The organism is Chelatococcus sp. HY11 (assembly GCF_018398335.1).
Classification (GTDB): Bacteria; Pseudomonadota; Alphaproteobacteria; order Rhizobiales; family Beijerinckiaceae; genus Chelatococcus.
Genome location: NZ_JAHBRX010000001.1, coordinates 2,583,156 through 2,605,059 on the forward strand (window position 1 = coordinate 2,583,156; position 21,904 = coordinate 2,605,059).

Consider the following 21,904-nt stretch of genomic DNA (forward strand, 5'->3'; position numbering starts at 1 on the left):
ACTCTTATTCAGCGGCGCGGATCTCCTGCGAGGCACCTCGGTCCTCGAAATCGAGCGCCTCAATGCGCTCGCCGCGCTTGACGATCTTGTCCGTCGACGTGCGGATCTGCGCCACATCCTCCTGCGCCTGCCGGAAATGCGTATCGAGTTTCTCGACCCGGTCGCGCAGCCGGACGACGTCCTCCAGGATGCGGCGCACTTCGAGCTGGATGGTCTCGGCCTCCTCCCGCATGCGCGCGTCCCGCACCAGTGACTGCATGACCTGGATGGCGAGCGCGAGAAGCGACGGCGAAACGATGATCACCCGGGCCCGATGCGCGCGCGCCACCACATCCTCGAAATGTTCCTGCAGGTCGGCATAGATCGCCTCCGACGGCACGAACAGCAGCGCCAGATCCTGCGTCTCGCCGGGCACGAGATACTTCTCGGCAATGTCCTTCACATGGGTGGCGACGTCGGCCTTGACCCGCGCCGCTGCGGCGCGGCGCATCTCGTCGTTCGTGCCACCACGGAAAGCGAGAAAGCTCTCCAGCGGAAACTTGGCATCGATGACGAGGGGGTGATCGCCCGGCAGGCGGATGAGGCAGTCCGGCCGGCGGCCGTTGCGCAGTGTCGCCTGGAAGGCATAGTGCCCTGCGGGCAGGCCATCCCGGACAATCGCCTCCATGCGGCCCTGGCCGTAGGCGCCGCGCGCCTGCTTGTTGGCGAGGATATCCTTGAGGCCGACCACCTCGCCGGTCAGATTGGTGAGGTTCTTCTGGGCCGCGTCGATCACCGCAAGACGCTCGTTGAGGCGCGCGATATGCTCACCCGTCGTCCGCGACGAAACCTCGAGCCCCTGGCCCACGCGATGCTGGAGGCCGTCCAGCCGCTCGGCGACGAAGCGGGCGAAATCCTGCTGGCGGGACCCGAAGATCTCGGCGATCGTCTGCAGCCGGCCTGTCATCTCCGCCTGGATACGATTGAGTTCCGCGACCTTGTCGTCCATTTCCCGCGCTCGCTCCGCCGCCTCGGCGGCCTCGACGCGGCGCTCGCGGTTGGTGCGCGCCAAGAAAACGGCGAGCAAAAGCAAAATGACAACGGCCGCGCCCGCCGCGCCGACAATGACTTCACCCGCGGTGAGCGGATATCCTGCCAGGTTAAACAGGGTCTGATTCATCGCGGAACTGGGACTCGCCTCGACATCAATGCGAACAAAAGAAGAACACATTGACCCTTGCGGCGCAAGTGATTATGTGGCTGTTACGCTGTCGTTTTCCGGCCTCGACAGCTTTGTCCGCAGCCTCCTGTAAAAAAGGCCCTCGCAAGTCTGCACCATGGCTATCAAACCTATCGTCCTTATCCCAGACCAGCGTCTCAAGACCGCCTCCGAGCCCGTGACGGAGATCACCGACGAGATCCGCACGCTCGCCGCCGACATGCTGGACACGATGTATGACGCGCCGGGCATCGGCTTGGCCGCGGTGCAGATCGGGATCATGAAGCGTCTGCTCGTCATCGACGTCGCCGGCAAGGATGAGCCGCGCGCGCCGATGGTCGTGATCAACCCCGAGATCACATGGGAATCGGACGAGGAGTTCAGCATTCATGAGGAAGGCTGCCTCTCGATTCCCGACTATTATGAGGAAGTGGAGCGCCCGGCGAAGATCCGCGTGCGCTACATGGACCTCGATGGCAAGACGCAGGAGATCGAGGCTGAGGGCATTCTCGCGACCTGCCTGCAGCACGAGATCGACCATCTCGACGGTGTTCTGTTCATCGACTACCTGTCGAAGCTGAAGCGCGACCGCGTGATGAAGAAATTCGCCAAGGCGGCCAAGCGCGAAACGGTGGGCTGAAGCCGCCTGACGGTCGGTGCCGCTGTGGTCATTCCGGTGCAAGCCGAAGGCTTGAACCCGGAATCCACGAACACTGTCAGGACCTTATAATTCGCCTCGCGTGGTCTTGGATCCCCTTCCCGGCGCTACGCCGCCGGGGATGACATCCCTTCAGAGAACGCTTTCCCTTGTCTTTGTCATGGCCTCTTTGTCATGGCCGGGCTTGTTCCCGGCCATCCCGATCGGCGAGGCGCCTCACGGCGCACCGCGCTCACGCCTTGAGCCGCTCCGCATGCCACTTGAGGTGATCGGCGATGAAGGTGGCGATGAAGAAGTAGGAGTGATCATACCCCTCTTGCCGGCGGAGCGTCAGCGCAATGCGAGCCTTCGCGCAGGCCGCCTCAAGAAGCTCCGGCTTGAGTTGGTTCGCGAGGAACCCGTCCGCCATGCCCTGGTCGACCAGGATGTCGGCGACGCGCACACCATCCTCGATCAAGGCGCAGGAGTCGTAGGCGCGCCACGCGGCCTTGTCCGGGCCGAGATAACCGCCCAAGGCCTTCTCGCCCCACGGGCAGTTCAGCGGTGAGACGATCGGCGCGAAAGCCGACACAGCCTTGAACCGGCCTGGATTCTTCAGGGCGAGCGTCAAGGCGCCATGCCCGCCCATGGAGTGGCCGGTGATGCCTTGCCGCGTTCTATCGGCCGGCAGTTCCGCACCGACGATCTCCGGCAGTTCCCGTGCGATATAGCTCGCCATGCGATAATTGCGCGCGTAAGGCGCGACGGTGGCATCCACATAGAACCCCGCACCGAGGCCGAAGTCATAGGCGCCGTTGGGATCATCCGGCACGCCTTCCCCGCGCGGGCTGGTGTCCGGTGCGATCACCATGAGCCCGAGTTCCGCCGCCACGCGCTGGGCGCCGGCCTTCACGGTGAAGTTCTCCTCGGTGCAGGTGAGGCCCGAGAGAAACCACACAACCGGCACCTTGCCCGCTGCCGCCTGCGGCGGCACGAAGGCGGAAAAGCGCATGTCCGTGCCGGTTTCGGTGGAGCGATGCTTGTAGACGCGCTGCTCGCCCCCGAAGGAGCGAGCGCTGGAGACGAGTTCGAGCGTCATCACGCGGCCCCGTCAGTACACGACAACGGAGCGGATGGACTTGCCCTCATGCATCAGGTCGAAGGCCGTGTTGATTTCATCGAGCGGCATGGTGTGGGTGATCAGGTCGTCGATGTTGATCTTGCCCTCCATGTACCAGTCGACGATCTTCGGCACGTCGGTGCGGCCGCGCGCGCCGCCGAAGGCCGAGCCCTTCCAGACGCGGCCGGTGACGAGCTGGAACGGCCGCGTGGCGATCTCCGTGCCGGAAGGCGCCACGCCGATGATGATCGACTCGCCCCAGCCGCGATGACAGCATTCGAGCGCCTGCCGCATGGTGTGGACATTGCCGATGCATTCGAAGGAGAAGTCGGCCCCGCCGCCGGTGAGATCGACGATCGCCTCGACCACCTTGTCGCGGCCGACCTCGTCCGGATTGACGAAATGGGTCATGCCGAACTTCTTGGCCATCTCGGCCTTGGCGGGGTTGAGGTCGACACCGATAATCTTGTCGGCGCCCACCATCCGCGCGCCCTGGATGACATTGAGACCGATGCCGCCGAGCCCGAAGACCACGACATTGGCGCCCGGCCAGACCTTGGCGGTATAGACTACCGCGCCGATGCCCGTGGTGACGCCGCAGCCGATGTAGCAGATCTTGTCGAAGGGCGCGTCCTCGCGCACCTTCGCGACCGCGATGTCGGGCAGCACCGTGAAGTTCGAGAAGGTCGAGCAGCCCATGTAGTGGAACACCTCGCCGCCATCGCAGGCAAAGCGCGAGGTTCCGTCCGGCATCAGCCCCTGGCCCTGGGTGGAGCGGATGGAGGTGCAGAGGTTCGAGCGCTGCGAGAGGCAGGTTTTGCACTGGCGGCATTCCGGCGTGTAGAGCGGAATGACGTGATCGCCGACCTTCACCGACGTGACCCCGGCGCCGACCTCCCGCACGATGCCCGCGCCCTCGTGGCCGAGGATCGCTGGGAATTTGCCCTCGGAATCGAGGCCGGAGAGCGTGTAGGCGTCGGTGTGGCAGACGCCGGTCGCCATCACCTCGATCAGCACTTCGCCAGGCTTCGGGCCGCCGATCTCGACGGTCTCGATGGTGAGCGGCTTGTTGGCCTCCCAGGCAACGGCTGCGCGGCTTTTCATGTCCTGTTCCTTCTTCCCTGAGGATAGTCCGCAAAGATCGTTCCGGCTTCCCGACCCGTTAGGCCTGATCGGGTGAAGCCATTATTTCAGATAAGAGCGTATGATGCGCATGATCCCGTCGATCTCGGCCTCGCCATCGACGGGCTCGGTTGTGCCCCCGCCGCGCCCGGCCTCCAGAAAGGTCTCGCGCAGGTGGCTTTCCAGCACCTCGGCCATCAAGCCGGTCGCGGCGCCGCGCAGCGCGGCGATCTGCTGGAGAAGGGCGCCGCAATCGGCCCCCTGCGCCACCGCAAGCTCCAATGCCTCCGCCTGACCCTTGATCCGGCGGAGACGGTTGATGGCGCGCTTCTTGTCGTCCGGTGAATGGGGCATGGCATTCCACATACTGGAGACGAGTATTCCGCCCCGGACTATTATACTCCATGGGAGTATGTCAAGCTGGTGACGGCGAGACCGTCGAGGCCTGCTGGAGTTCCGGGTCCCGTTCCCAGGCTGCTGTACAGCAGCTTGTCTAGCCGGACGTCCGATACCTCCATTAAATTACTGAGGATTCTATGGTCATAGCAGAGCGGACATTACGTCTTCGCAATCCCGATGGAGAGCACCACATACCCATCCGCATCTTCGCGCCTGAGCGGGACGAGACATCCTGGATGTGCCGCTACCAGATCGCTTGGCCCGAGGGGCAGCAGAACGGCCGGGCCGGCGGCGCTGATTCCGTGCAGGCGCTCGTGCTCGCGCTACAGATGATCGGCGCCGACATTTATACGAGCAGCTATCATCAGTCCGGCAGGCTGACGACTGAGACCCCGGGCGGCGGCTACGGCTTCCCGGTTCCGGCAGGCATCCGCGACCTGCTGCAAGGCGACGACGCCAAGTTCTTCTGACCACCAGGGAGAAAGGACGCTCGCGACGACGGCTTGCGTCCGATGTCCTTGGGTGGAAAGACCCGATTTCCCTTCTCCCCTCGCATCCGCTAAAAGCCCCCCGGAGCCATCAAGGCCTCAAGGTCGCCACCCGTCACGCCGAGTCACACCAATGTCGCTGCGCATCGTCTTCATGGGCACGCCCGATTTCGCCGTGCCGGTCCTCGCCGAGATCATCGGCCAGGGACACGAGGTCGTCGCGGTGTATACCCGCGCACCCGCGCAGAGCGGGCGGGGGCTGGCCGAACGCCCCTCCCCCGTCCATGCCATGGCCGAACGCTTCGGCATCCCGGTCTTCACGCCGAAGACCCTGCGCACGGACGAGGCGGCTGAGACCTTCGCCTCCCTCGAAGCGGACGCCGCCGTGGTGGTGGCTTATGGCATGCTCCTGCCCAAGGCGATCCTGGACGCGCCGGAACTGGGCTGTCTCAACCTGCATGCCTCGCTGCTGCCGCGCTGGCGCGGCGCGGCCCCCATCCAGCGCGCCATCATGGCGGGCGATGCGGAGACGGGCGTCGCCGTGATGAAGATGGAGGAAGGGCTCGACACCGGCCCTGTCGCCATGGTGGAGCGCGTCACCATCGGCCCGCAGACGACTGCCGGCGAATTGCACGACAACCTGTCGCGCCTTGGCGCCGACCTGATGGCGCGGGCGCTCGCCGCGCTCTCCCGCGGCGCGCTCAGCTTCGTGCCGCAGCCGGACGACGGCGTCACCTATGCCAGGAAGATCACCAACGAGGAGGCCCGCATCGACTGGTCGCGGTCCGCCAGCGCATTGCATAATCAGATCCGGGGCCTCTCACCCTTCCCGAGCGCCTTCTTCGAGATCGATCTCGGCAAGGGCCGTGAGCGGGTGCGCGCCCTGCGCAGCACGCCCGCCGAGGGACAAGGCGCAGCCGGCACGTTGCTCGACGGCCAGTTCACCGTCGCCTGTGGCGAGGGCGCTCTTCGGCTGCTGCAGGTGCAGCGCGCCGGCAAGGGTGTCATGAACGCCGACGATTTCCTGCGCGGCGCACGGCTCGCGCCCGGCACGGTGCTCGCCTGACATGCCGCGCTACAAGCTCGTCGTGGAATATGACGGCCGCGCCTATTGCGGCTGGCAGTGGCAGGACAACGGCCGCGCGGTTCAGCAGGCCGTCGAGGAGGCGATCGCGCGCTTCGCCGGCCATGCCGCGCGCGTGCAATGCGCCGGGCGCACCGACGCCGGCGTGCATGCGACCCATCAAGTGGTGCATGTCGACCTCGACAAGGCCTGGCGGACGGACACGGTGCGCGACGCCACCAACGCGCATCTGAAGCCGGAGCCCGTGGCGATCCTGTCCGCCGAGGTTGTGGGCGAGGATTTCGATGCCCGCCATTCGGCAGTTAAGCGCCACTATCTCTACCGCATCCTCAACCGACGCCCGCCGCCGGCGATCGAGATCGGCCGGGTGTGGCACGTCCCGCGCCAGCTCGACGCCGATGCCATGCATGCGGCAGCCCAGACGCTGCTCGGCCGGCACGATTTCACGACGTTCCGCGCGGCGGATTGCCAGGCCAAGAGCCCCATCCGCACGCTCGACCGGCTGGATGTCGAGCGGATCGGCGACGAGATCCGTGTCTTCGCGGCGGCGCGGTCATTCCTGCACCATCAGGTGCGCTCCATGGTCGGCACGCTGGAGCGCGTCGGTGCCGGCCAGTGGCCCGTGACCCAGGTGGCTGAAGCCCTCGCCGCGCGACAACGCGCCGCCTGCGGCCCCATGGCGCCGGCCACGGGGCTCTATCTCATCGGCGTGGATTATCCCTGAGACGTCTCGGCAATTGCCGGGGTGAAGCCATCGGGACCTCGGTGGTTATTCCGGCTCGGGCCGCAGGCCGGAATCCATGAACACGACGGCAGACGAATGGTCTGTTGGTCCGACGCGTCTTCTTGTCCGACGCTCTGTTCATGTCATCCGGGCAGCCGCCGATCCCTCCCCTCCGGGGAGGGTGGCCTCGCGCCAGCGACGTCGGGTGGGGCCCTGAGGCCGGCGGAGGACGATGCTCGCCTCCATGTTGCTGTCCACCCATCAGATCAGCGGCAGGTGGTCCCCACCTGGCGCCTGCGGCGCCACCCTCCCCGGAGGGGAGGGATCGGCCCGCGCGACTGATTTGACGACACGCCCGCCTCGCAGGCTCTAAACCTAGACCTTGTCGCGGGCCATTCCCTTTGCCGCCTCCGATATCGATGGCTACCGAGCCGACGACGCGAAATAGTCCTGCAGCACCCGGCGGAAGATCGCCGTCAGGCCGTCGATGTCGGCGGTCGACACGTGCTCGTCGACCTGGTGCATGGTCTGCCCGACGAGCCCGAATTCCACGACCGAGCAGTAATCCTTGATGAAGCGCGCATCCGAGGTGCCGCCTGTCGTCGACAGCGCCGGCTTCAAGCCGGTTTCCGCCTCGATCGCCCGCGACAGCACCGCAACGAAGGAGCCTGGCTCCGTCACGAAGGCCGTGGCATTGGTGGGCAGGAAGGTGACGCGCGTCCGCTCGTCGAGGCCCGCGTCGGTGATCCGCCGCCGGATCTCGTCCGCGAGCGTTTCCGGCGTCCAGATATCGTTGAAGCGGATATTGAAGGCGGCGCGCACCTCAGCCGGAATGACATTGGTCGAGGGATTGCCGATGTCGATGGTGGTGAATTCCAGGTTTGACGGGGCGAAATGCGCCGTGCCGTCGTCCAGCGGCGTGTCCTTCAGCGCAGAGATCAGCGCCGTGAGATGCTGGATCGGATTGTCGGCAAGCTGCGGATAGGCCACATGGCCCTGCTTGCCCGCCAGCACGATGCGGCCGGAAAGCGAGCCGCGCCGGCCGATCTTGATCATGTCGCCCAGGGCCTCCGGATTGGTGGGCTCCGCCAGGATGCAGTGGTCGAACTTGTCGCCGCGCTCGTTCTTCACCCATTCCAGAAGCTTCACCGTACCATTGACGGCGGGGCCTTCCTCGTCGCCCGTCAGCATGAAGCCGATCGATCCGGGAAAATTCGGATTGGCCTTGATGAAAGCGAGCGCCGCCGCGACCATGGCCGCCACGCCGCCCTTCATGTCGGAGGCGCCGCGGCCGAAGATGCGCCCATCCTCGACCACACCCCCGAAGGGATCATAGCTCCAATGGGCCTCGTCGCCCGGCGGCACCACATCCGTGTGCCCCGCGAAGAGCAGGAAGGGCGCCTCACGGCCGTAGCGCGCGTAGAGGTTCTCCACGTCCGGCGTATCGGGAGCCGTGAAGGTGAGCCGGTGCGTCGCGAAGCCGACCTCGGACAGCCTCTGGTCGATGAGTGCGAGCGCCCCGCCCTCATCCGGCGTGACGGACCTGCAACGGATTAGATCCCGTGTGAGGGCAACCGCAGGAGACGGCTCTGCCGGCGGTGCGACGGAAGCAGGCAGTGTGACTTCGGGAGTTTGGGTGCTGGTGCCGGGAGACTCGGATGACGACATGGACGACGGGCCCCGTGGGCTGAGGGAGGCGCGATTCGACCGACCGCGCTGCTCCGATGTTAGACCGATATGGTAACGCCCCCAATGTCGCGTGAGGTGCCCCATGTCACATCCTGTGAGGCAATCCCCGACAAACAGGGCGCATAAGGGGAACAGCCGAGCGCGGAATTCGTTCTTCGGCAAGAAGGCGTCATCCAAGGGCGATTGTCATCAAGGGAGATCGTCATGCCTCGTGGAGATAAATCCGCCTATTCCGACAAGCAAAAGCGCAAGGCCGAACATATCGAGGAGAGCTACGAAAGCCGTGGCGTCAGCGAGAAAGAGGCTGAACGCCGTGCCTGGGCGACGGTGAACAAGGACAGCGGCGGCGGCAACAAGAGCGGCTCCGGCCGGGGCAAGCCGGATACGAACGCGGCTGCCAAGAAAGGCGGGAAGCTCGGCGGCAAGACGGCGGCCTCGCGCAGCGCAGCAGACCGCTCTGCCTCCGCGCGGAAAGCGGCCGCGACGCGCAAGCGCAACGCGGCTGAGCATCGAACGCAATGACGCCCATCGACATTCCGGGTGGCTATTCGGGATAGCCTGAGCCGGCCATGCCGATGTGAGGTCGTGCGGTCGATCAGGCAGGCCGACGGATCGTTCAAGGCTGCGGTTTGATGAGCGCCAGCCCTGATTCCGGATCGAAAGCCTTGCGCAAGTGGCGAGGCGCCTCGCTTATCAACACCTCCAGAGTTGGCCGGACGTGCCCGGACGCGAAATGCCCAGCCACCGCGCGGCCGTCGCGCAGACCCAAGACGGCATGGAGGTGAAGTGCGGGCTTGCCCTCCGGGGACAACGCGATATCACCCATGAGCGACGCGACCTCCGCCTGTTCATCGACGGGAATGTCGCGATAGGCCTTGTTGTCCCAATCGAAATACTGGAGCTTGGCCTTGCTGAAGGCGCCAATAGCCGTGACCTGAGCGCCCGAGAGGCTGTTTTCAGCGGCAAAGCGCTCGATACAAGCGATGGCTTCGTCGCCCTGCTCGAGCACCACGGCAAAAATGCGTTGTCCATCGGCATTGTTGAGCAGCTGGCTCTTCATCGATCCTCCTGAAAGTGGGGGCCGAGCGCGAAACGGGCAACGCGCGCTGGCGGGTAGCCCGCTTCCTCGAAGCTCTCTTCGCGGACGGTTTCTCTTAAGGGCTTACGACGCAAGCCGGGCCGCAATCCACAGGGAGGGAACCTCGCCACGGCGCGCTTGTTCCGCGCAGGCGACGATTTCCGACAAAGCCCATTTACAGAGATGGCATGGCTGAGCTAGGTTGCGGCCACGTTACCCAGCCGGGGGCTGTGCCCTGCAGGTTGAAGGCGCCCGTAGCTCAGCTGGATAGAGCGTTGCCCTCCGAAGGCAAAGGTCACACGTTCGAATCGTGTCGGGCGCGCCATTTACGAACAAAACTGGGCACTCCTGCCGGAGTAGCCCCATTTCCCATCACAAGCCGCTCTAGAACGTCTCTCCGCCCGTGGATGCGGATTTCTGTATCGTCGACCTCGACCTGGTCGATGACGGAGCGCAGATAGGCACGGCGGAACGGGATGGCGCCGTTGGCGACGTTCTCGCGCATGAGGGTAGCGAAGGCGCTGATCTTCTCTTCTGTGATTCTGGTTTCCGGCTGGAGTTCTGCAAAGGCGCGGTCCTTGGCCGCCTTCGCATGGTCGCGCTCCGCTTTGAGGGCGGCGAGCCGGTCCTTCAGAGTCGGGTCGGAGGCGTCGGCGATGCCGTTCTCGATTGCTTCGTAGAGCCGTGACAGGCGGCCTTCGCACTCTGCGACCTTGTTCTGAAGAGTGGACAAGCGCTGCGCATGGTCTTCGCTGCGCGAGGCCTGCCGGGCCATCAACCCGCCGAGAATGGCGCGGACCCTTTCGGGCGTGAATAGCGATGTATTGAGCTGGTCGGTGACGATTTGGTCGAGCTTGTCCATCGGAATGGACCGGCCCGGGCAGGCAGACTTTCCCTGCTGGGCGCAGGTGGCGCAAGTGTAGTAGCGATAGCGTCCTGACTTACCCGTGCGCAGGGTCATGCCGCCGCCGCAGCTGGCGCAGGTCGCAAGGCCAGTCAGGAGAATGGGGCCGGTGACGACGCGCGGCGGCGTTTGTCTCGGGTTGCGAGATTTCAGACGGGCCTGCACTGCATCGAACAGGGACGGGTCAATGATAGGGTCGACAGCGACCATGATCTGGTCGGCTTCAGGCTTGTCTTCCTTTGTCTTCCAGACTTTGCGGTTAAAGCGGTACTCGCCCTTGTAGGTCGGGCTAGTCAGGAGGGCGTGCAGCGGGCCAATACCCCACCGAGCGCCGCGCCGGGTGCGGTGGCCCCGTTCGTTCAGGTAGCAGGCAAGAGCTTTGACGCCGAGGGGGCCGCTCGTGCCGTTGCCTTCGCGAACAAGGCGGAACATGAGCCGCACCACCTCAGCTTCCACGGCATCGATGGCAAGGCGCTTCTTGGTCTTTGCTCCCCGCTGCTCCGCAGCCACAATGGCGTATCCATAAGGCGCTGCAGCGCCATTCCAGAAGCCCTGCCGGGCATTCTCCTGCATGGCGCGGAGGACGTGCTTTGCGTTTTCCTTGGACTGGTACTCATCGAACAGGGCAAAGACCTGCCGGACCATGACGCTCATAGGGTCATCGCCGAGATCTTGTGTGATGCTGACGAGCTTTACGCCGTTCTTGCGCAGGCGGCGGACATGGTATTCGAGCGCGAAATGGTCGCGGGCGAAGCGGCTGAAGGAATGGACGACAACCACGTCGAAGGGGGAGTCGCCGCCCGCAGCAAGGTCTAGCAGCCGTTGCAGCTCGGGACGGCGGTCGTCGGTGCCGCTAAGTCCGGCATCGACGAACTCGATGACAACCTGCCAGCCGCGCGCCTTGCAGAATTCCTGCGCCTGTCGCCGCTGGTCGGGGATGGAAAGGTCGTTCTCGGCCTGGCGGCCGGTGGAGACACGCAAATAGAGGGCAGCGCGCAGGCTATCAGCGTTTTTCGCATCCAGAATCGTGCGATTGAGAAGTTTCACGGCAGTGCCCCCTCGTTTTCCAGCACTATCGCAGCTGTTTGGGGCCGTTTCGAGTCATCATGCTTGTTGGGGGTTGTTTGCAGTAGGCGCAGTATCTGCGGCATCAGAAATGCTTCGATGGCATCCAGTTCTTCGGCGGTGACGGGCAGATGCTCAAGGTCTTCGCAGACAACAGAAGGACGCGTGCCGCCACTGCCGCAGGCCTTCTGGCCAGCAACAGGGCGCAGCAGCTCGCGATGGCTGGACTGACGTCCGCGCATCTCCGCGTCCTCGGGAAAGGGTTGAAGTTGAAAATCATTATGCTGACGGCTTATTCATCGCCGTCCTGGCGTCGGTCTTTCAGGCCGCCGCCGGGGTCAAAGGCGTCAGACTCATCGCCACGGCGAGTGTTTTCCTGCAGGAGCTCGAAAGCAGGGCTATCAACGGCTGCCTTGAGGAAGGCAAGAAAGGCCCCGCCGACTGCCTGCGCCTCCAGCGTCACGCGCCGTGCGTGGCCCCACGCGTAGGCGTTCTCTTCCATCTGCCGGAAGTAGGTTGGATCATCCATGTCCGGGCCATGATGGCCGGACATGAGGATGGCCAGGAGATTGATGATCTCCTGAAAGGCCTCTGTGGTTTCTTCGGGCGTTGAGCCGTCGACTTTGAGCCGGTCGAACCCTTCGGCGATAAAGCGCTCAATCGGGTCCGGCATAATAATGGTGGTCTTCGTATTCGACATGGCCGAAACCTTTGAAGAGCGTGGCGTTTAGTACTGACCTTGTAACAGGCCAGTACTATGTCGTTCCACGCGAAAACCTCGCGCCCGCCGGCTACCCCATGCGGGGGCCGGTCGTGCGCTGGCGGATGACGCGGTTCACGGCATCGAGGCTCGCAAATATCTCACGCGCTTGCGGCGAATGCGGCGTAGCCAGCGCCAGCTCGCGGTGCAGCGTGCCGCGCAGGGTATGAAGTGCGGACAGGCTCAAGTGCTGAAGGTCTTGCAGGGTGTAGGTGCGGGACATCGTATTTCCTTTCTCTCGCGGCCCCGCCAATCGGGGCCTTTGAGCCCCACACACAGACAATCGGCAGAAGGACCGATGGCGGGTTGCGAAAGAGAAAGGAGAGATGGACAGTCCTGGGCACGGAGAGAGCGAGGTGCGGGCCTGCTGCGTGCCACGCTCGGCGCGTCGCAAACTCTCGCGAAGTTTGCTGGCCGCAGCACGCACGTGGTAGAATGTCCTTATATTTGGAGAGACTATTTAAGAGATTTGCGTGTCTATTATGATTAGCGTACGCGGCCATTTAACGATGGCGCAGCTACGGCAGGCATTATTTGAGGCCCTTGGAGAAATCGAAGAAGGATACAACTTGCGCCACGCGCGCAATGTCACTGTCTTCGTAAATCCCACTGATGAATTCGGCGAAAAGATCATCCTGCGCGACGAGCGCGGGAAGGTGCTTTCGCGCGTGACGAAGAAAGGGCCCTACCGGTCGGCGGCAGAGGAATACAACCTCTGACGCACAGCCGGAGCAAACGCGGGAAAGGTGGTGCGGCATGAAATTGCCGCCCTGTTACATAGGTTTGGAACAAGCGCGCCAGGTGCTGGCGGAGATCGGCGTCGAATTGACGCCACGCCAGATGAAGCGCGCAGCCGACCGAGATGCCCACGGTCATCGGAAGTTGCCGTTTTTCGTCGACCCGGTGGAAGGCACGCTGAAAATTGAAAAAGGCACGCTTGTTGCGATTTACCAGCAACTGCAGAACGATGCTGTGCGTGATTTCAAGGATAAAGATTGACTTCTATGTTCATATTTTGTTCTATACTTTAAACAACAAGAAAAACAATGATTTCCGATGGCAGACATAAGGAAACGCAAGGGCAATAACGGCACGAATTATCAAGTCCGGTATTCCAGAAAAAGCACAAAGACCGGCTATGCCTACGCCACCTTCGATACGTTGAAGGAGGCGCGCGCTTTCACTGAAAATCTGGGCAGTCTCAAACATATCGCCGGCGGGCGGAAAGTGACCGTGCCTGAGGCCGTGCAAATCTGGCTCGATACCTGCGAGAAGATTGGCCGTGACGGCCGGGAGAAGGTTGAGACCACCACCCACGTCGAATATCAGCGGCGCGGCGCCATCATGAAGGCGTATGATTGGGAAAAGCATCTGCACGAGCTTGAGGCCGCCGATGTCGTGCATTTTCGCAACTGGCTGCTTCAACATAAGAGCCGGGATTTGGCGCGCCGCACCCTGTCCTCTTTCCATTCGGTAATCATCGAGATGCGGCTTCAGGGCCTGATCAAGGACGACCCTGCCGCTGGCATCACCATTCGTGCCGATGGCCGGTACGAAGAGGATGACAGCGAAGTTCGCATCCCGACTGACGACGAGGTCCGCGCCCTTTTGAGGGCTGCGGATGTGATGGGCGAAGGGTCAGAGCAGCTGGCGACGGCCTGGCGCCGTTATCGCCCCATGATTTACCTCGCCGTGTTTTCCGGTATGCGCCCATCCGAGTACCGGGGGCTTGCCTGGAGCAATATTCAAATCGACCGTGTCCACGTCCGGCAGCGCGCCGACCGCCTCAACCAGATTGGGCCGGTCAAATCCCGTGCCGGTAGGCGTACCATCTATCTCCCCGAAGCTGTCGGGAAGATGGTCCTGGATTGGAAAGAGCATTGCCCGGCCTCCTCACTGGGCCTCGTGTTCCCGACGGCGCAGGGCAAGCCGATGGCGCTCAATAACTTCGCGCGGCGCTGCTGGGAGCCGCTGATGAGAGCGGCGAACCTGATGGAGCCCGACCCCAAGGGGAAAGAGGGAGCCATGCGGCCGCGCTTTACGCCCTACGGCTTGAGGCACTATTTCGCATCCAAGCTGATTGCCAAGGGCGAAGACCTGAAATTTATCCAGACCAGCATGGGTCATGCCGACATCCAAATTACCTTGAATGTCTACGGGCATCTGTTGAAGGATAAAGAGGCCAGACATCAACGCACCGCGGAGGAGTTTGCGGCAGAATTGATGGCGGCAGAGTAGGCTTTTGCGGCAGGAACAAACGGAGAAAATCGATGTGGCAAATATGTGGCAAATCGGCTGGAGGCCGCAGAAACCTTAGACTCTTTCTCAGCTTCCCAAGCTGAATGTCGCGGGTTCGACCCCCGTCGCCCGCTCCACTTTAAATTCAATGACTTAGCATCAAATCAATTTTCGTAATCACTGATATTTCGCGTTTTTTGCCACAAATCGTGAGTCCGCTGAAACCCGCACAAATCCTCGATTGTCCGGCGTGGCCCGCTTGGGCTTGTGGCAAGGATGTGGCAAATCGATACCGAAAAACCGACACTCAGCCGATACAGCTGAGTGTCTAGCGGCATATTCTGCAGCCTAATTACGGAAATTTCGGATCGCTGTAGGTCTGCATCAGAACCCGGGTTACTCGCCAGCTGTAGTCAGTTGCCATTGTGTTGCCCTCGCTCACTAGCCTGTCCACCTTCAGGCTGAATAACGCCTCGATGATGTTCGGGGCACCGGCCCTGATGGCTTTGGCATCCGCTTCGACGTCCGGTGCGGCGCGATAGCCGTGGGGCTGGTTCTGGATATGCTCGACCAGCGCTTCGACGGCTTCTTCATAGGAATGACCGCACACCTCCACGAGGAAGCGTACGATTCGGGCGTTGCAGACATAGTCCTGGCCATTGGGATAGCGTACCAGCCCGTATTCCTTGCCGAACGCCGCTCGGTCCCTGTCCTCACGTCCGGGATCTTCCTCATTGTTCCAGTCGACTAGGCCGGTCATGGCGTCGTAGCGCCATAGGCTTTGCAAAAGCTCGTTGCGCATCGGTTTGTCCTATCTGCCCGTGGGCGTTGCTTGCTGGAGGCGGCTCCGGACTGCCCGGGCCGTGTTTTCATAGTTGGCTGAGTTCAGTTGCCTCTGCTGCGTGTCCGGTGGCCGCCGGGCCCCCTTGCGAAGGGGTTTCCTCAACCATCGACGCTGAGTTCTGGCCGGGCGCGCCGTCCGGTCAAACCCCGCCCGCACCACTCCCGCCTTCAAGGGGCGGGACCGTGTTAGGGCCTGACCCGCCGGCTCATTCGCCCGTCCTTCCTTGCCCGCGTCTTGAGGAAAACCCGCAACGCAAGGAGCAAGGTCATGACGACCACCACCGAAACCCCGCGGCTGGATGTCTACAGCCGCATCACCAACCAGATCATCGAAGCCCTTGAGCAGGGCGTGAAACCCTGGACCCAGCCCTGGAACGCCGCCCACGCGGCAGGCCACGTCTCCCGGCCGCTGCGCCATAACGGCCAGCCTTATGCCGGCATCAACGTCCTGACGCTCTGGGCGTCCGCGATGACGGCGCACTACGCGGCGCCGATTTGGATGACCTTCAAGCAGGCCATCGAACTGGGCGGCCATGTCCGCAAGGGCGAGAAGGGCTCGCCCGTCGTCTACGCCGACACGATGCGCCGCACCGAAACCGACGACGCCACCGGCGATGAGACCGAGCGGGCCATCCCGTTCCTGAAGGCCTACACGGTCTTCAATGTCGAGCAGATCGAAGGCCTGCCCGAGCACTTCCACGCCCTGGCCCATGCCAGCCGCAATCCCGACGAGCGGGTTGCCGAGGCTGAAGCCTTCTTCGCCGCGACCCGGGCCGATATCCGGCATGGCGGGGATTGCGCCTATTACAGCCCGGCGCTGGACTATATCCAAATGCCGCCCTTCGAGGCCTTTCGCGATGCGCAGGCCTATTACGCAACGCTCGCCCATGAGGCGACCCACTGGACGCGGCATACGACGCGGCTGGACCGGGATTTCGGGCGCAAGAAGTTTGGCGATGACGGCTATGCCCGCGAAGAGCTCGTGGCAGAGCTGGGCGCGGCGTTCCTGTGCGCCGACCTCGGCCTGAAGCTCGAAGACCGGGCCGACCACGCCGCCTATATCGGCCACTGGCTGTCCGTCCTGAAGGATGACAAGCGCGCTGTCTTCGCCGCTGCCGCGCACGCGCAGCGCGCCGCCGACTATCTCGGGCGCTTCAGCCGCCCGCTGGAGGCCGCCGCCTGAGCGGCGGCCGTTCTTCCCGGATGCAAATTTGCTGGTCATGGCCGTCGTCTTTCCCGTACCGTTATTGCGGGATCGAGCCGGACGGCCCGGGCCATTCGTCCTCCGGACGGATCGGCAGCCTTTTGTGCGCATCCGTCAGGCTGTCCATGTACTTGTCGCAGAAGCTCAGCCGGTCGAGGATGGCGTTGGCCCGCCGCTGGCCCATGACCTCAGCCACATCGAAGCGCTGGCCTAGGTATTCAAGGACCACGTAGTAGGACTCCCCGTAGTAGCGCGCCACGCGCAGGCCGGGTTTTGTCCTGATCTGATGGTCGATTTCGTCCTTCTCGGCCTGCGCTTTGTCATGCTGGTACAGCACGAAGCGGTGTTCGTGGGAGCGATCGAACTTCTGCCATTCCGGCTCCGGCTCCCAGGAGGGAGCCTTCTTGATCTTCTTGAGCCAGATGGCGTTTTCGGTGAACTTCACCGTCGCCGTCACCTGCGCGACGTGCCGGATTTTCTGCTGCATGAAGGGGCGTCCGCACAGGCCGCCGAGGAAGAACCCGACGGCGGGGGCGGTCACAGCCATCGCCTCGTAGCTGATCCAGCCCGCAATCCCGACAGCGGCGACAGCCAGAACACTCGCCATTTCATCGGCGGACTGCGCGTCAAACGGGCGAAGGTGACGGAGGGCGACGCTGATGGTGGTGCGCCCACCTTCGACCGTGATGTCCGTCCGGGGTTCGCCCTCAAAGACTTTCCCAATCGCGTTCATGACCGTTCTCCTTGCGTTGCGCCTTGTTTGGCGCTGACCTGCATGAGAATGTGTCACCGGAAGACGCGGTGTTTCCTCGCGCTTTCCTCGCAATTGCGGATCGGTCCATGGAGTATGCGGACGATATACTGGCCAGGATTCAGGCGGCGCTGATAGATTATCACGCAGCAACCCACACCAATGGGCATAAGAGGTCATGGTCCGTTATTGCGCAGGAGATTTACGACTCTGCCTTTGACACGCTGAGCGTGGGCGATGACGGCGTTTCCGGAGATCCCTACAAGGCGCTCGCTGAAGCGCTGCGGCGCTTTGCTGCTGGGACGCAAACGCCCAGCAAGGACCGGCTCGACGCCCTTTGCGCATACCTCCTGTCTAAATCCTTCATCACCGATGCCGATTTGCGGCCCGGGGATGCCAGCCATCCCCTCGTCCGTGCGCTGTCGGCCTTTTTCGGTAGCCCGGAAGAAGGCCGTGACTTTGCTGTACTGCACGGGCGCTTCGCGGCCAGCCGCCCGCTAGCATCCGGCCATACGGAGGTGTCCGTTATCACGGTCAGAAATGGGGGAGATTATGCGCCTGTCATCGAGGACAGGCTCTACCACCTGCCGATTGCGCCGCAGTCGACGAAGCGCGATGCGCTTGTTCGCCTCCTGAAGCGCCGGGGCGGCAGCGAGCAGCGGTTTGATGGCTGGCTGTTTCACCGAGACGGGCAAGCCTGCCTTGTCGTGCAGGACAGTTTGCGGGGGGAGCCGAGCATCTACACGGTGCTCGACCGCAAGATAGCGGCAGGCGAGACACCAGCCGCCATGTTGCTCGTGAAGTCGCGGGATTTTGGCGCGCCCGCGCCAGGATACGAGAAGGGCAGGATGAGCTTCGTTGCGGAGGATACGAGCGCACGGGACGTTGCCTTCGGGAAAATCAAAGAGCGGATCTGGGAATACCGGCAGGAGGGCGAGCCCGATGGCCAATAACCCTGGCCAGGCAGATGACGCCGAACGCCGGCGGCTGCACGCGGCGTTCCTTGAGGCCGTCAATATCGGCGATGTCGACAAGGTGCGGCAGTCCCTTGCCAACCCCGCCATCGACATCAACTACGCCGAACCGGGGACCGGGCTTACGCCGCTCCATATCGCGGCAGGACGCAACGCTGTTGCTGTCCTGCGACTTCTGCTCGCGACCGAGCGCTGTGACCTTGGCATGAAGGATGCGCAAGGGCGCACGGCGGCGATTGTTGCCGTCACCGTAGGGCGCAACCCTGCGGTCGGCCGCTACCTCGCTGACCTTCAGCACGGCGCGGGGATTGCAGTCCCCGCGCAGCGCCGCCGCCCCGGAGAGCAGACGGACTCAGGGTGACGCGTACTTCCCGGCGAACACTGGATGCACGGGACTGCTTTCGTCGAAATACTCCACGCGCTGGAGCATCAGCGGATTGTAGCCCGCCCACACCACCAGCTGGCGCTTGAGTCGGTCGCTGCGTGCGAACTGGCGGCTGACCTCATCCGGCGTCAGGAGGTCATACTGCTCCAGTGATTCCGAGCGCCCGGTGATGCCGGTGGCCCTTTGGTCGGTTGCGGCTTCTCCTTCCCGGGTGACTTTCACCACGGTCTTCCCCAGCCGCTTTGAGACGTACTCCGTCGTCATCAAATCGTTGTTGCCGAAGAACTGGAGGATGCCCGCATTGCCGACGAAGGTCTCCCAGCGCTCCTTGTAGAGCGCCTTGCCCTGTCCCCAATCCTGCAGCACCACCCAGAGCTTCACGCCGAACGAGGCAATCTGCCCGGCAGCGTCTTCGAGCTGCTTCATGTGCCCCAACACCGGGAATTCGTCGAGGCAAGCCAGGACGGGGACGGCGGGCTTTGCCTTCTCCCGTTCCATCGCGTCGAGGAGCAGGTTGATGAACACGCGCAGCCACCGGCTGCAGCGTGCCATCCGGTTGGCGGGCAGGCACAGGTAGACGGTCATCCCCTGTGGTGCCGTCTTGAGCGTCGAGAGGTCGAAGTCGTGCCCGTCCAGCACGCGCGCCATCGCCCGGAAGTCTAGAAATTTCGTGTGGCGGCGGGTTGTCGAGAGCACGCCTGCACGTTCGTTGGGTGGCCGCTCGTAGAAATCACGGGCCGCGCCTTCGATGACGTCCCCGACATCGGCGAGGGTATCGCTGCGCTGGAGGCGCGCCGCGTTCTTGAGCATGGCGAGTTCGAGGGTAAAGGGGGCATCCTCACCTTCCCCAGCCGTGACAAACACGGTTCGCAGCAGCGCCCGAAGGGTGACGAGATTGCGCCGTCCCTCGAACGCGGGGTCTGTTGCGATGTGTAGCAACAAACCTTCGATCCAGCTCTGCGCGCTGTCATCCCAGTGCGGGTCCTTACCGCCCGCGATGACCAGCGCGTCGGAAATCAGCCCCGCATCCTCGATGATGGTGTCGCTCTCGGGCACGAGTAGCGACAGGGGGTTAAAGCTCGTGCGGTACGGCTTCAGCCGTTCAGGGACTATATGGAAGGGGTCGAGGATGCAGACCTTTTGACCTAGCGATGCGCGGCGCTCGGCAGTGATGGTGGCCAGCTCCCCCTTAGGGTCGAGCGCCAGGACGCTGCCGCGATAGAAGAGAAGGTTGTTCACGAGCGTCACCGACTTTCCCGTCCGGGAACCGGCAATCGTCATCACATGGCGGTTGTCGTCGATGCCGATGAGGTGGCCATCAAGAGCGCCAACTAGAATCTTAGCCCCGGGGCTTCCCGGGTCATACGCGAGGGGACGGCTGTTCATGATGTTCTCGCAGGGCTCCCACCGTGCCTGCGGGACGCTCTGGCGATCGAGAAAGCGCGTCGTGACGCCGCGCGCGATATCGCTCATGAAGTCCTTCGTAAAAGCGTCCATCGGGGTGCTCCTGCCGACCGGGGTTACTCCGGCCATTTTGGAGTGCCCATCCGGCAGTCATCCTCGCTATTTCCTCGCGCGTTATCGCGGATGTGCCAGCGCTCCCCCCCGGGATGCTCCCTTTATCGTTGTCACCCTTCGAAGCCTGCTTGAACGTGCCTTCCGGCGCCTTGCCGTCAATGACCCGCCCGCACCACTCCCGCGCATCAAGGCTGCGGCAGGACCGTGTTGGTCATGACGGCGGCGGCTGATGCCGGCCGGCCTTTCGTTCCGCGTCCCTCGGGACACGCAACAACGAACGAAAGGAGAGCCCCATGGGCCTTGATATGTACGCCTTCGCCATCCCCGAAACCCCGGCAGCGCCGATCGATTTCGAAGCCGAGACCGGCAGTGAACTGCACTACTGGCGCAAGCATCCGAACCTCCACGGCTGGATGGAGGCGCTATATCGCGCCAAGGGCGGCAGAAATGACGACTTCAACTGCGTCAACCTGCAGCTCACGGCTGATGATCTCGACCGGCTCGAAACCGATATCCGCAGCGGCAACCTGCCGCCGACCAGCGGCTTCTTCTTCGGTCAGTCCGATGGAACGGAACTCGCGGACGACCTGGCGTTCGTCGAGAAGGCGCGGGCTGAGATCGCAGACGGCATGACCGTCTTCTACACCTCGTGGTGGTGAACATTCCGCGGCGGCCTGATGTGGCCGCTGCGGTCTTTTTGTATCTTGCGGGGGATGGGCGCGGGCACGCCCACATCATCGTTCCTCGTCTCGGGCCATGATGCGGAAGGGACGCCATTCCCGATGTTGGGCGCAGAAGATGGGCCATCGCTTCTATCGCAAGGATGCGTCTTGGCGGCTTCAGATATCCTGCCACGTAATCTGTTGGGCGAGATTTTCTGTCGTTGGTGGTGGGCGCGATTGTGCCTTTCCGCTCCGGTGTTGCCCTGAGTTCCCGCTCATTCGCTGACAAGGGATTTCCCTCGACAATAACCGCCCCAGTCCTGAGCGGGCGCGCAGCCGGTTCAAGGCCAAGCCCCTTGCGGGGTGGCGCGGGGGTTTCCCCATCCTTCGCTCGCTGCGCTCACTGCAGGACGGGTGATACCGCTCCCCCGCGCCAGCCATGAACCGCCCGCTTTTCCGCCCGCTCCTGAATGAGGCGTGTCGAGGAAAACCCATAGCGAAAGGAGCTACATCATGACACGCAACACCAACCAGAAGAGCAAGCCCGCCCGTGAATTCACCCCGCCGGCCTACATCGCCTACCATGTCGATGAACGCGGCGAGAAGAAGTTCTGGAGCCGCATCGGCGCCGCCTGGCGCCACCAGAAGGGCGAAGGCCTGACCCTTCAGCTGGACCTGATCCCGGTCAATGGCGGCCGCATCGTCCTCCGGGCCCCGTCCGAAGCAACCGAAGAGGCGGGCGCGTAAGCGCCCCCTCCCACCCGGAAAGGAGACACACCATGACACCCATGCGCCGTATCGAAGCCGCCCGCGCCGCACTCGCCCGCGCGGCCTGGACGAGAGGGACCACGCCTTTTTACGCCGAGGATGAAGTCATCGATCTGCTGGTCGATATCCGCCACCTCTGCGACGCCGCCGGGCTGGACTACGCCCGCTGCAACTATCTGGCCCGCAGCCACTACCATCACGAAACGGGGGGCGCGTCATGACGCGCTCCTTCCATAAACTTCGTAGCGCTTGGAGCCGAGCTGCGGCTCCGGCGCTTGCCGCTTTCAACGCTG

The 21,904-nt window shown here is 63.4% G+C and carries 27 protein-coding genes and 1 tRNA gene; 15 read left to right on the forward strand and 13 right to left on the reverse strand.

Going from position 1 to position 21,904, the window contains the following annotated elements; genetic code table 11:
• Positions 1-4: 4 nt before the first annotated feature.
• The gene (locus KIO74_RS11820; protein ID WP_213332164.1) at positions 5-1,159 is read right to left on the reverse strand and encodes a DNA recombination protein RmuC; all 1,155 of its coding nucleotides are present in this window, start codon (positions 1,157-1,159) and stop codon (positions 5-7) included.
• 157 nt (positions 1,160-1,316) lie between these two features.
• Between KIO74_RS11820 and KIO74_RS11825 the strand changes: the two genes are divergently transcribed.
• Positions 1,317-1,838, forward strand: coding sequence for a peptide deformylase (locus KIO74_RS11825; RefSeq protein WP_213332165.1), 522 nt, complete (start codon positions 1,317-1,319; stop codon positions 1,836-1,838).
• A gap of 250 nt (positions 1,839-2,088) precedes the next feature.
• Here the strand turns inward: KIO74_RS11825 and fghA are convergent, their stop codons facing one another.
• From fghA to KIO74_RS11840, 3 genes are all read right to left on the reverse strand, one after another.
• Entirely contained in the window at positions 2,089-2,934 is an 846-nt protein-coding gene (fghA, locus tag KIO74_RS11830) for an S-formylglutathione hydrolase (RefSeq protein WP_213332166.1), read from the reverse strand.
• 12 nt (positions 2,935-2,946) lie between these two features.
• Positions 2,947-4,059, reverse strand: a complete 1,113-nt coding sequence (locus tag KIO74_RS11835; RefSeq protein ID WP_213332167.1) for an S-(hydroxymethyl)glutathione dehydrogenase/class III alcohol dehydrogenase — start codon at positions 4,057-4,059, stop codon at positions 2,947-2,949.
• A gap of 81 nt (positions 4,060-4,140) precedes the next feature.
• Positions 4,141-4,431 carry a metal/formaldehyde-sensitive transcriptional repressor gene (locus KIO74_RS11840; protein WP_213332168.1) on the reverse strand — a complete coding sequence of 97 codons (291 nt, stop codon included), beginning with the start codon at positions 4,429-4,431 and terminating at the stop codon, positions 4,141-4,143.
• Positions 4,432-4,613: 182 nt separating this feature from the next.
• Between KIO74_RS11840 and KIO74_RS11845 the strand changes: the two genes are divergently transcribed.
• The 3 genes from KIO74_RS11845 (at position 4,614) to truA (ending at position 6,772) form a co-directional block, all read left to right on the forward strand.
• Positions 4,614-4,946 (forward strand): DUF6968 family protein, encoded by a 333-nt coding sequence (locus tag KIO74_RS11845; RefSeq protein ID WP_213332169.1) that lies wholly within the window; start codon positions 4,614-4,616, stop codon positions 4,944-4,946.
• 151 nt (positions 4,947-5,097) lie between these two features.
• Positions 5,098-6,030 carry a methionyl-tRNA formyltransferase gene (fmt, locus tag KIO74_RS11850; RefSeq protein ID WP_213332170.1) on the forward strand — a complete coding sequence of 311 codons (933 nt, stop codon included), beginning with the start codon at positions 5,098-5,100 and terminating at the stop codon, positions 6,028-6,030.
• Between the two features lies 1 nt (position 6,031).
• Positions 6,032-6,772, forward strand: a complete 741-nt coding sequence (truA, locus tag KIO74_RS11855) for a tRNA pseudouridine(38-40) synthase TruA (RefSeq protein WP_213332171.1) — start codon at positions 6,032-6,034, stop codon at positions 6,770-6,772.
• 423 nt (positions 6,773-7,195) lie between these two features.
• On the opposite strand, the gene dapE is transcribed toward truA, so the two are convergent.
• Entirely contained in the window at positions 7,196-8,440 is a 1,245-nt protein-coding gene (gene dapE, locus KIO74_RS11860; RefSeq protein ID WP_213332172.1) for a succinyl-diaminopimelate desuccinylase, read from the reverse strand.
• A 225-nt stretch (positions 8,441-8,665) separates the two neighbouring features.
• Here dapE and KIO74_RS11865 point away from each other — a divergent pair, with 225 nt between their 5' ends.
• Entirely contained in the window at positions 8,666-8,983 is a 318-nt protein-coding gene (locus KIO74_RS11865; RefSeq protein ID WP_213332173.1) for a plasmid stabilization protein, read from the forward strand.
• A 94-nt stretch (positions 8,984-9,077) separates the two neighbouring features.
• On the opposite strand, the gene KIO74_RS11870 is transcribed toward KIO74_RS11865, so the two are convergent.
• Positions 9,078-9,521, reverse strand: coding sequence for a PPC domain-containing DNA-binding protein (locus tag KIO74_RS11870; RefSeq protein WP_213332174.1), 444 nt, complete (start codon positions 9,519-9,521; stop codon positions 9,078-9,080).
• Positions 9,522-9,787: 266 nt separating this feature from the next.
• Here KIO74_RS11870 and KIO74_RS11875 point away from each other — a divergent pair.
• Positions 9,788-9,864: transfer RNA gene (locus tag KIO74_RS11875), tRNA-Arg, on the forward strand.
• Here the strand turns inward: KIO74_RS11875 and KIO74_RS11880 are convergent.
• The 4 genes from KIO74_RS11880 to KIO74_RS11895 all read right to left on the reverse strand — a co-directional run bounded on the left by KIO74_RS11880 (position 9,835) and on the right by KIO74_RS11895 (position 12,491).
• Positions 9,835-11,490 carry a recombinase family protein gene (locus tag KIO74_RS11880; protein ID WP_291979995.1) on the reverse strand — a complete coding sequence of 552 codons (1,656 nt, stop codon included), beginning with the start codon at positions 11,488-11,490 and terminating at the stop codon, positions 9,835-9,837. The genes KIO74_RS11875 and KIO74_RS11880 overlap by 30 nt on opposite strands.
• Positions 11,487-11,750, reverse strand: a complete 264-nt coding sequence (locus KIO74_RS11885; protein WP_213332175.1) for a hypothetical protein — start codon at positions 11,748-11,750, stop codon at positions 11,487-11,489. The genes KIO74_RS11880 and KIO74_RS11885 overlap by 4 nt, the downstream gene beginning before the upstream one ends.
• Before the next feature lie 50 nt (positions 11,751-11,800).
• The gene (locus KIO74_RS11890) at positions 11,801-12,208 is read right to left on the reverse strand and encodes a hypothetical protein (RefSeq protein ID WP_213332176.1); all 408 of its coding nucleotides are present in this window, start codon (positions 12,206-12,208) and stop codon (positions 11,801-11,803) included.
• 91 nt (positions 12,209-12,299) lie between these two features.
• A complete protein-coding gene (locus tag KIO74_RS11895; RefSeq protein ID WP_213332177.1) occupies positions 12,300-12,491 on the reverse strand; it encodes a hypothetical protein in 192 nt (63 codons plus the stop codon).
• A 259-nt stretch (positions 12,492-12,750) separates the two neighbouring features.
• Between KIO74_RS11895 and KIO74_RS11900 the strand changes: the two genes are divergently transcribed.
• From KIO74_RS11900 to KIO74_RS11910, 3 genes are read left to right on the forward strand one after another with little or no spacing between them, the layout of a single operon-like run.
• The gene (locus KIO74_RS11900; RefSeq protein WP_132653509.1) at positions 12,751-12,987 is read left to right on the forward strand and encodes a hypothetical protein; all 237 of its coding nucleotides are present in this window, start codon (positions 12,751-12,753) and stop codon (positions 12,985-12,987) included.
• A gap of 37 nt (positions 12,988-13,024) precedes the next feature.
• Entirely contained in the window at positions 13,025-13,267 is a 243-nt protein-coding gene (locus tag KIO74_RS11905; RefSeq protein ID WP_165911886.1) for a hypothetical protein, read from the forward strand.
• Between the two features lie 57 nt (positions 13,268-13,324).
• Positions 13,325-14,506: a tyrosine-type recombinase/integrase gene (locus KIO74_RS11910; RefSeq protein ID WP_213332178.1), complete on the forward strand. Its 1,182-nt coding sequence runs from the start codon at positions 13,325-13,327 to the stop codon at positions 14,504-14,506.
• 352 nt (positions 14,507-14,858) lie between these two features.
• Here the strand turns inward: KIO74_RS11910 and KIO74_RS11915 are convergent, their stop codons facing one another.
• Entirely contained in the window at positions 14,859-15,308 is a 450-nt protein-coding gene (locus tag KIO74_RS11915; RefSeq protein WP_213332179.1) for a hypothetical protein, read from the reverse strand.
• A 309-nt stretch (positions 15,309-15,617) separates the two neighbouring features.
• Here KIO74_RS11915 and KIO74_RS11920 point away from each other — a divergent pair, with 309 nt between their 5' ends.
• Positions 15,618-16,532, forward strand: a complete 915-nt coding sequence (locus KIO74_RS11920) for an ArdC family protein (RefSeq protein WP_213332180.1) — start codon at positions 15,618-15,620, stop codon at positions 16,530-16,532.
• Positions 16,533-16,593: 61 nt separating this feature from the next.
• Here KIO74_RS11920 and KIO74_RS11925 read toward each other — a convergent pair whose 3' ends face one another.
• Positions 16,594-17,286 (reverse strand): hypothetical protein, encoded by a 693-nt coding sequence (locus KIO74_RS11925; RefSeq protein ID WP_213332181.1) that lies wholly within the window; start codon positions 17,284-17,286, stop codon positions 16,594-16,596.
• A gap of 107 nt (positions 17,287-17,393) precedes the next feature.
• On the opposite strand from KIO74_RS11925, the gene KIO74_RS11930 reads away from it, so the two are divergent.
• Both KIO74_RS11930 and KIO74_RS11935 read left to right on the forward strand, forming a co-directional pair.
• Positions 17,394-18,257 (forward strand): hypothetical protein, encoded by an 864-nt coding sequence (locus KIO74_RS11930; RefSeq protein WP_213332182.1) that lies wholly within the window; start codon positions 17,394-17,396, stop codon positions 18,255-18,257.
• On the forward strand, positions 18,247-18,639 hold the full coding sequence (locus KIO74_RS11935) for an ankyrin repeat domain-containing protein (protein ID WP_213332183.1): 393 nt from the start codon (positions 18,247-18,249) through the stop codon (positions 18,637-18,639). The genes KIO74_RS11930 and KIO74_RS11935 overlap by 11 nt, the downstream gene beginning before the upstream one ends.
• Here KIO74_RS11935 and KIO74_RS11940 read toward each other — a convergent pair.
• Positions 18,631-20,160, reverse strand: a complete 1,530-nt coding sequence (locus KIO74_RS11940) for a type IV secretory system conjugative DNA transfer family protein (protein ID WP_213332184.1) — start codon at positions 20,158-20,160, stop codon at positions 18,631-18,633. The genes KIO74_RS11935 and KIO74_RS11940 overlap by 9 nt on opposite strands.
• 314 nt (positions 20,161-20,474) lie before the next feature.
• Here KIO74_RS11940 and KIO74_RS11945 point away from each other — a divergent pair, with 314 nt between their 5' ends.
• From KIO74_RS11945 to KIO74_RS11955, 3 genes are all read left to right on the forward strand, one after another.
• The gene (locus KIO74_RS11945) at positions 20,475-20,840 is read left to right on the forward strand and encodes a phosphoglycerate kinase (RefSeq protein ID WP_213332185.1); all 366 of its coding nucleotides are present in this window, start codon (positions 20,475-20,477) and stop codon (positions 20,838-20,840) included.
• Positions 20,841-21,356: 516 nt separating this feature from the next.
• Positions 21,357-21,590, forward strand: coding sequence for a hypothetical protein (locus KIO74_RS11950; RefSeq protein WP_097140738.1), 234 nt, complete (start codon positions 21,357-21,359; stop codon positions 21,588-21,590).
• Between the two features lie 32 nt (positions 21,591-21,622).
• Positions 21,623-21,832 carry a hypothetical protein gene (locus KIO74_RS11955; protein ID WP_213332186.1) on the forward strand — a complete coding sequence of 70 codons (210 nt, stop codon included), beginning with the start codon at positions 21,623-21,625 and terminating at the stop codon, positions 21,830-21,832.
• The last annotated feature ends 72 nt before the right edge of the window (positions 21,833-21,904 follow it).

Coding starts and splice junctions, on each gene's coding strand:
- KIO74_RS11820 (WP_213332164.1), bottom strand. CDS start 1,159: ATGAATCAGACCCTGTTTAACCTGGCAGGATATCCGCTCACCGCGGGT.
- KIO74_RS11825 (WP_213332165.1), top strand. CDS start 1,317: ATGGCTATCAAACCTATCGTCCTTATCCCAGACCAGCGTCTCAAGACC.
- fghA (WP_213332166.1), bottom strand. CDS start 2,934: ATGACGCTCGAACTCGTCTCCAGCGCTCGCTCCTTCGGGGGCGAGCAG.
- KIO74_RS11835 (WP_213332167.1), bottom strand. CDS start 4,059: ATGAAAAGCCGCGCAGCCGTTGCCTGGGAGGCCAACAAGCCGCTCACC.
- KIO74_RS11840 (WP_213332168.1), bottom strand. CDS start 4,431: ATGCCCCATTCACCGGACGACAAGAAGCGCGCCATCAACCGTCTCCGC.
- KIO74_RS11845 (WP_213332169.1), top strand. CDS start 4,614: ATGGTCATAGCAGAGCGGACATTACGTCTTCGCAATCCCGATGGAGAG.
- fmt (WP_213332170.1), top strand. CDS start 5,098: ATGTCGCTGCGCATCGTCTTCATGGGCACGCCCGATTTCGCCGTGCCG.
- truA (WP_213332171.1), top strand. CDS start 6,032: ATGCCGCGCTACAAGCTCGTCGTGGAATATGACGGCCGCGCCTATTGC.
- dapE (WP_213332172.1), bottom strand. CDS start 8,440: ATGTCGTCATCCGAGTCTCCCGGCACCAGCACCCAAACTCCCGAAGTC.
- KIO74_RS11865 (WP_213332173.1), top strand. CDS start 8,666: ATGCCTCGTGGAGATAAATCCGCCTATTCCGACAAGCAAAAGCGCAAG.
- KIO74_RS11870 (WP_213332174.1), bottom strand. CDS start 9,521: ATGAAGAGCCAGCTGCTCAACAATGCCGATGGACAACGCATTTTTGCC.
- KIO74_RS11885 (WP_213332175.1), bottom strand. CDS start 11,750: ATGCGCGGACGTCAGTCCAGCCATCGCGAGCTGCTGCGCCCTGTTGCT.
- KIO74_RS11890 (WP_213332176.1), bottom strand. CDS start 12,208: ATGTCGAATACGAAGACCACCATTATTATGCCGGACCCGATTGAGCGC.
- KIO74_RS11895 (WP_213332177.1), bottom strand. CDS start 12,491: ATGTCCCGCACCTACACCCTGCAAGACCTTCAGCACTTGAGCCTGTCC.
- KIO74_RS11900 (WP_132653509.1), top strand. CDS start 12,751: ATGATTAGCGTACGCGGCCATTTAACGATGGCGCAGCTACGGCAGGCA.
- KIO74_RS11905 (WP_165911886.1), top strand. CDS start 13,025: ATGAAATTGCCGCCCTGTTACATAGGTTTGGAACAAGCGCGCCAGGTG.
- KIO74_RS11910 (WP_213332178.1), top strand. CDS start 13,325: ATGGCAGACATAAGGAAACGCAAGGGCAATAACGGCACGAATTATCAA.
- KIO74_RS11915 (WP_213332179.1), bottom strand. CDS start 15,308: ATGCGCAACGAGCTTTTGCAAAGCCTATGGCGCTACGACGCCATGACC.
- KIO74_RS11920 (WP_213332180.1), top strand. CDS start 15,618: ATGACGACCACCACCGAAACCCCGCGGCTGGATGTCTACAGCCGCATC.
- KIO74_RS11925 (WP_213332181.1), bottom strand. CDS start 17,286: ATGAACGCGATTGGGAAAGTCTTTGAGGGCGAACCCCGGACGGACATC.
- KIO74_RS11930 (WP_213332182.1), top strand. CDS start 17,394: ATGGAGTATGCGGACGATATACTGGCCAGGATTCAGGCGGCGCTGATA.
- KIO74_RS11935 (WP_213332183.1), top strand. CDS start 18,247: ATGGCCAATAACCCTGGCCAGGCAGATGACGCCGAACGCCGGCGGCTG.
- KIO74_RS11940 (WP_213332184.1), bottom strand. CDS start 20,160: ATGGACGCTTTTACGAAGGACTTCATGAGCGATATCGCGCGCGGCGTC.
- KIO74_RS11945 (WP_213332185.1), top strand. CDS start 20,475: ATGGGCCTTGATATGTACGCCTTCGCCATCCCCGAAACCCCGGCAGCG.
- KIO74_RS11950 (WP_097140738.1), top strand. CDS start 21,357: ATGACACGCAACACCAACCAGAAGAGCAAGCCCGCCCGTGAATTCACC.
- KIO74_RS11955 (WP_213332186.1), top strand. CDS start 21,623: ATGACACCCATGCGCCGTATCGAAGCCGCCCGCGCCGCACTCGCCCGC.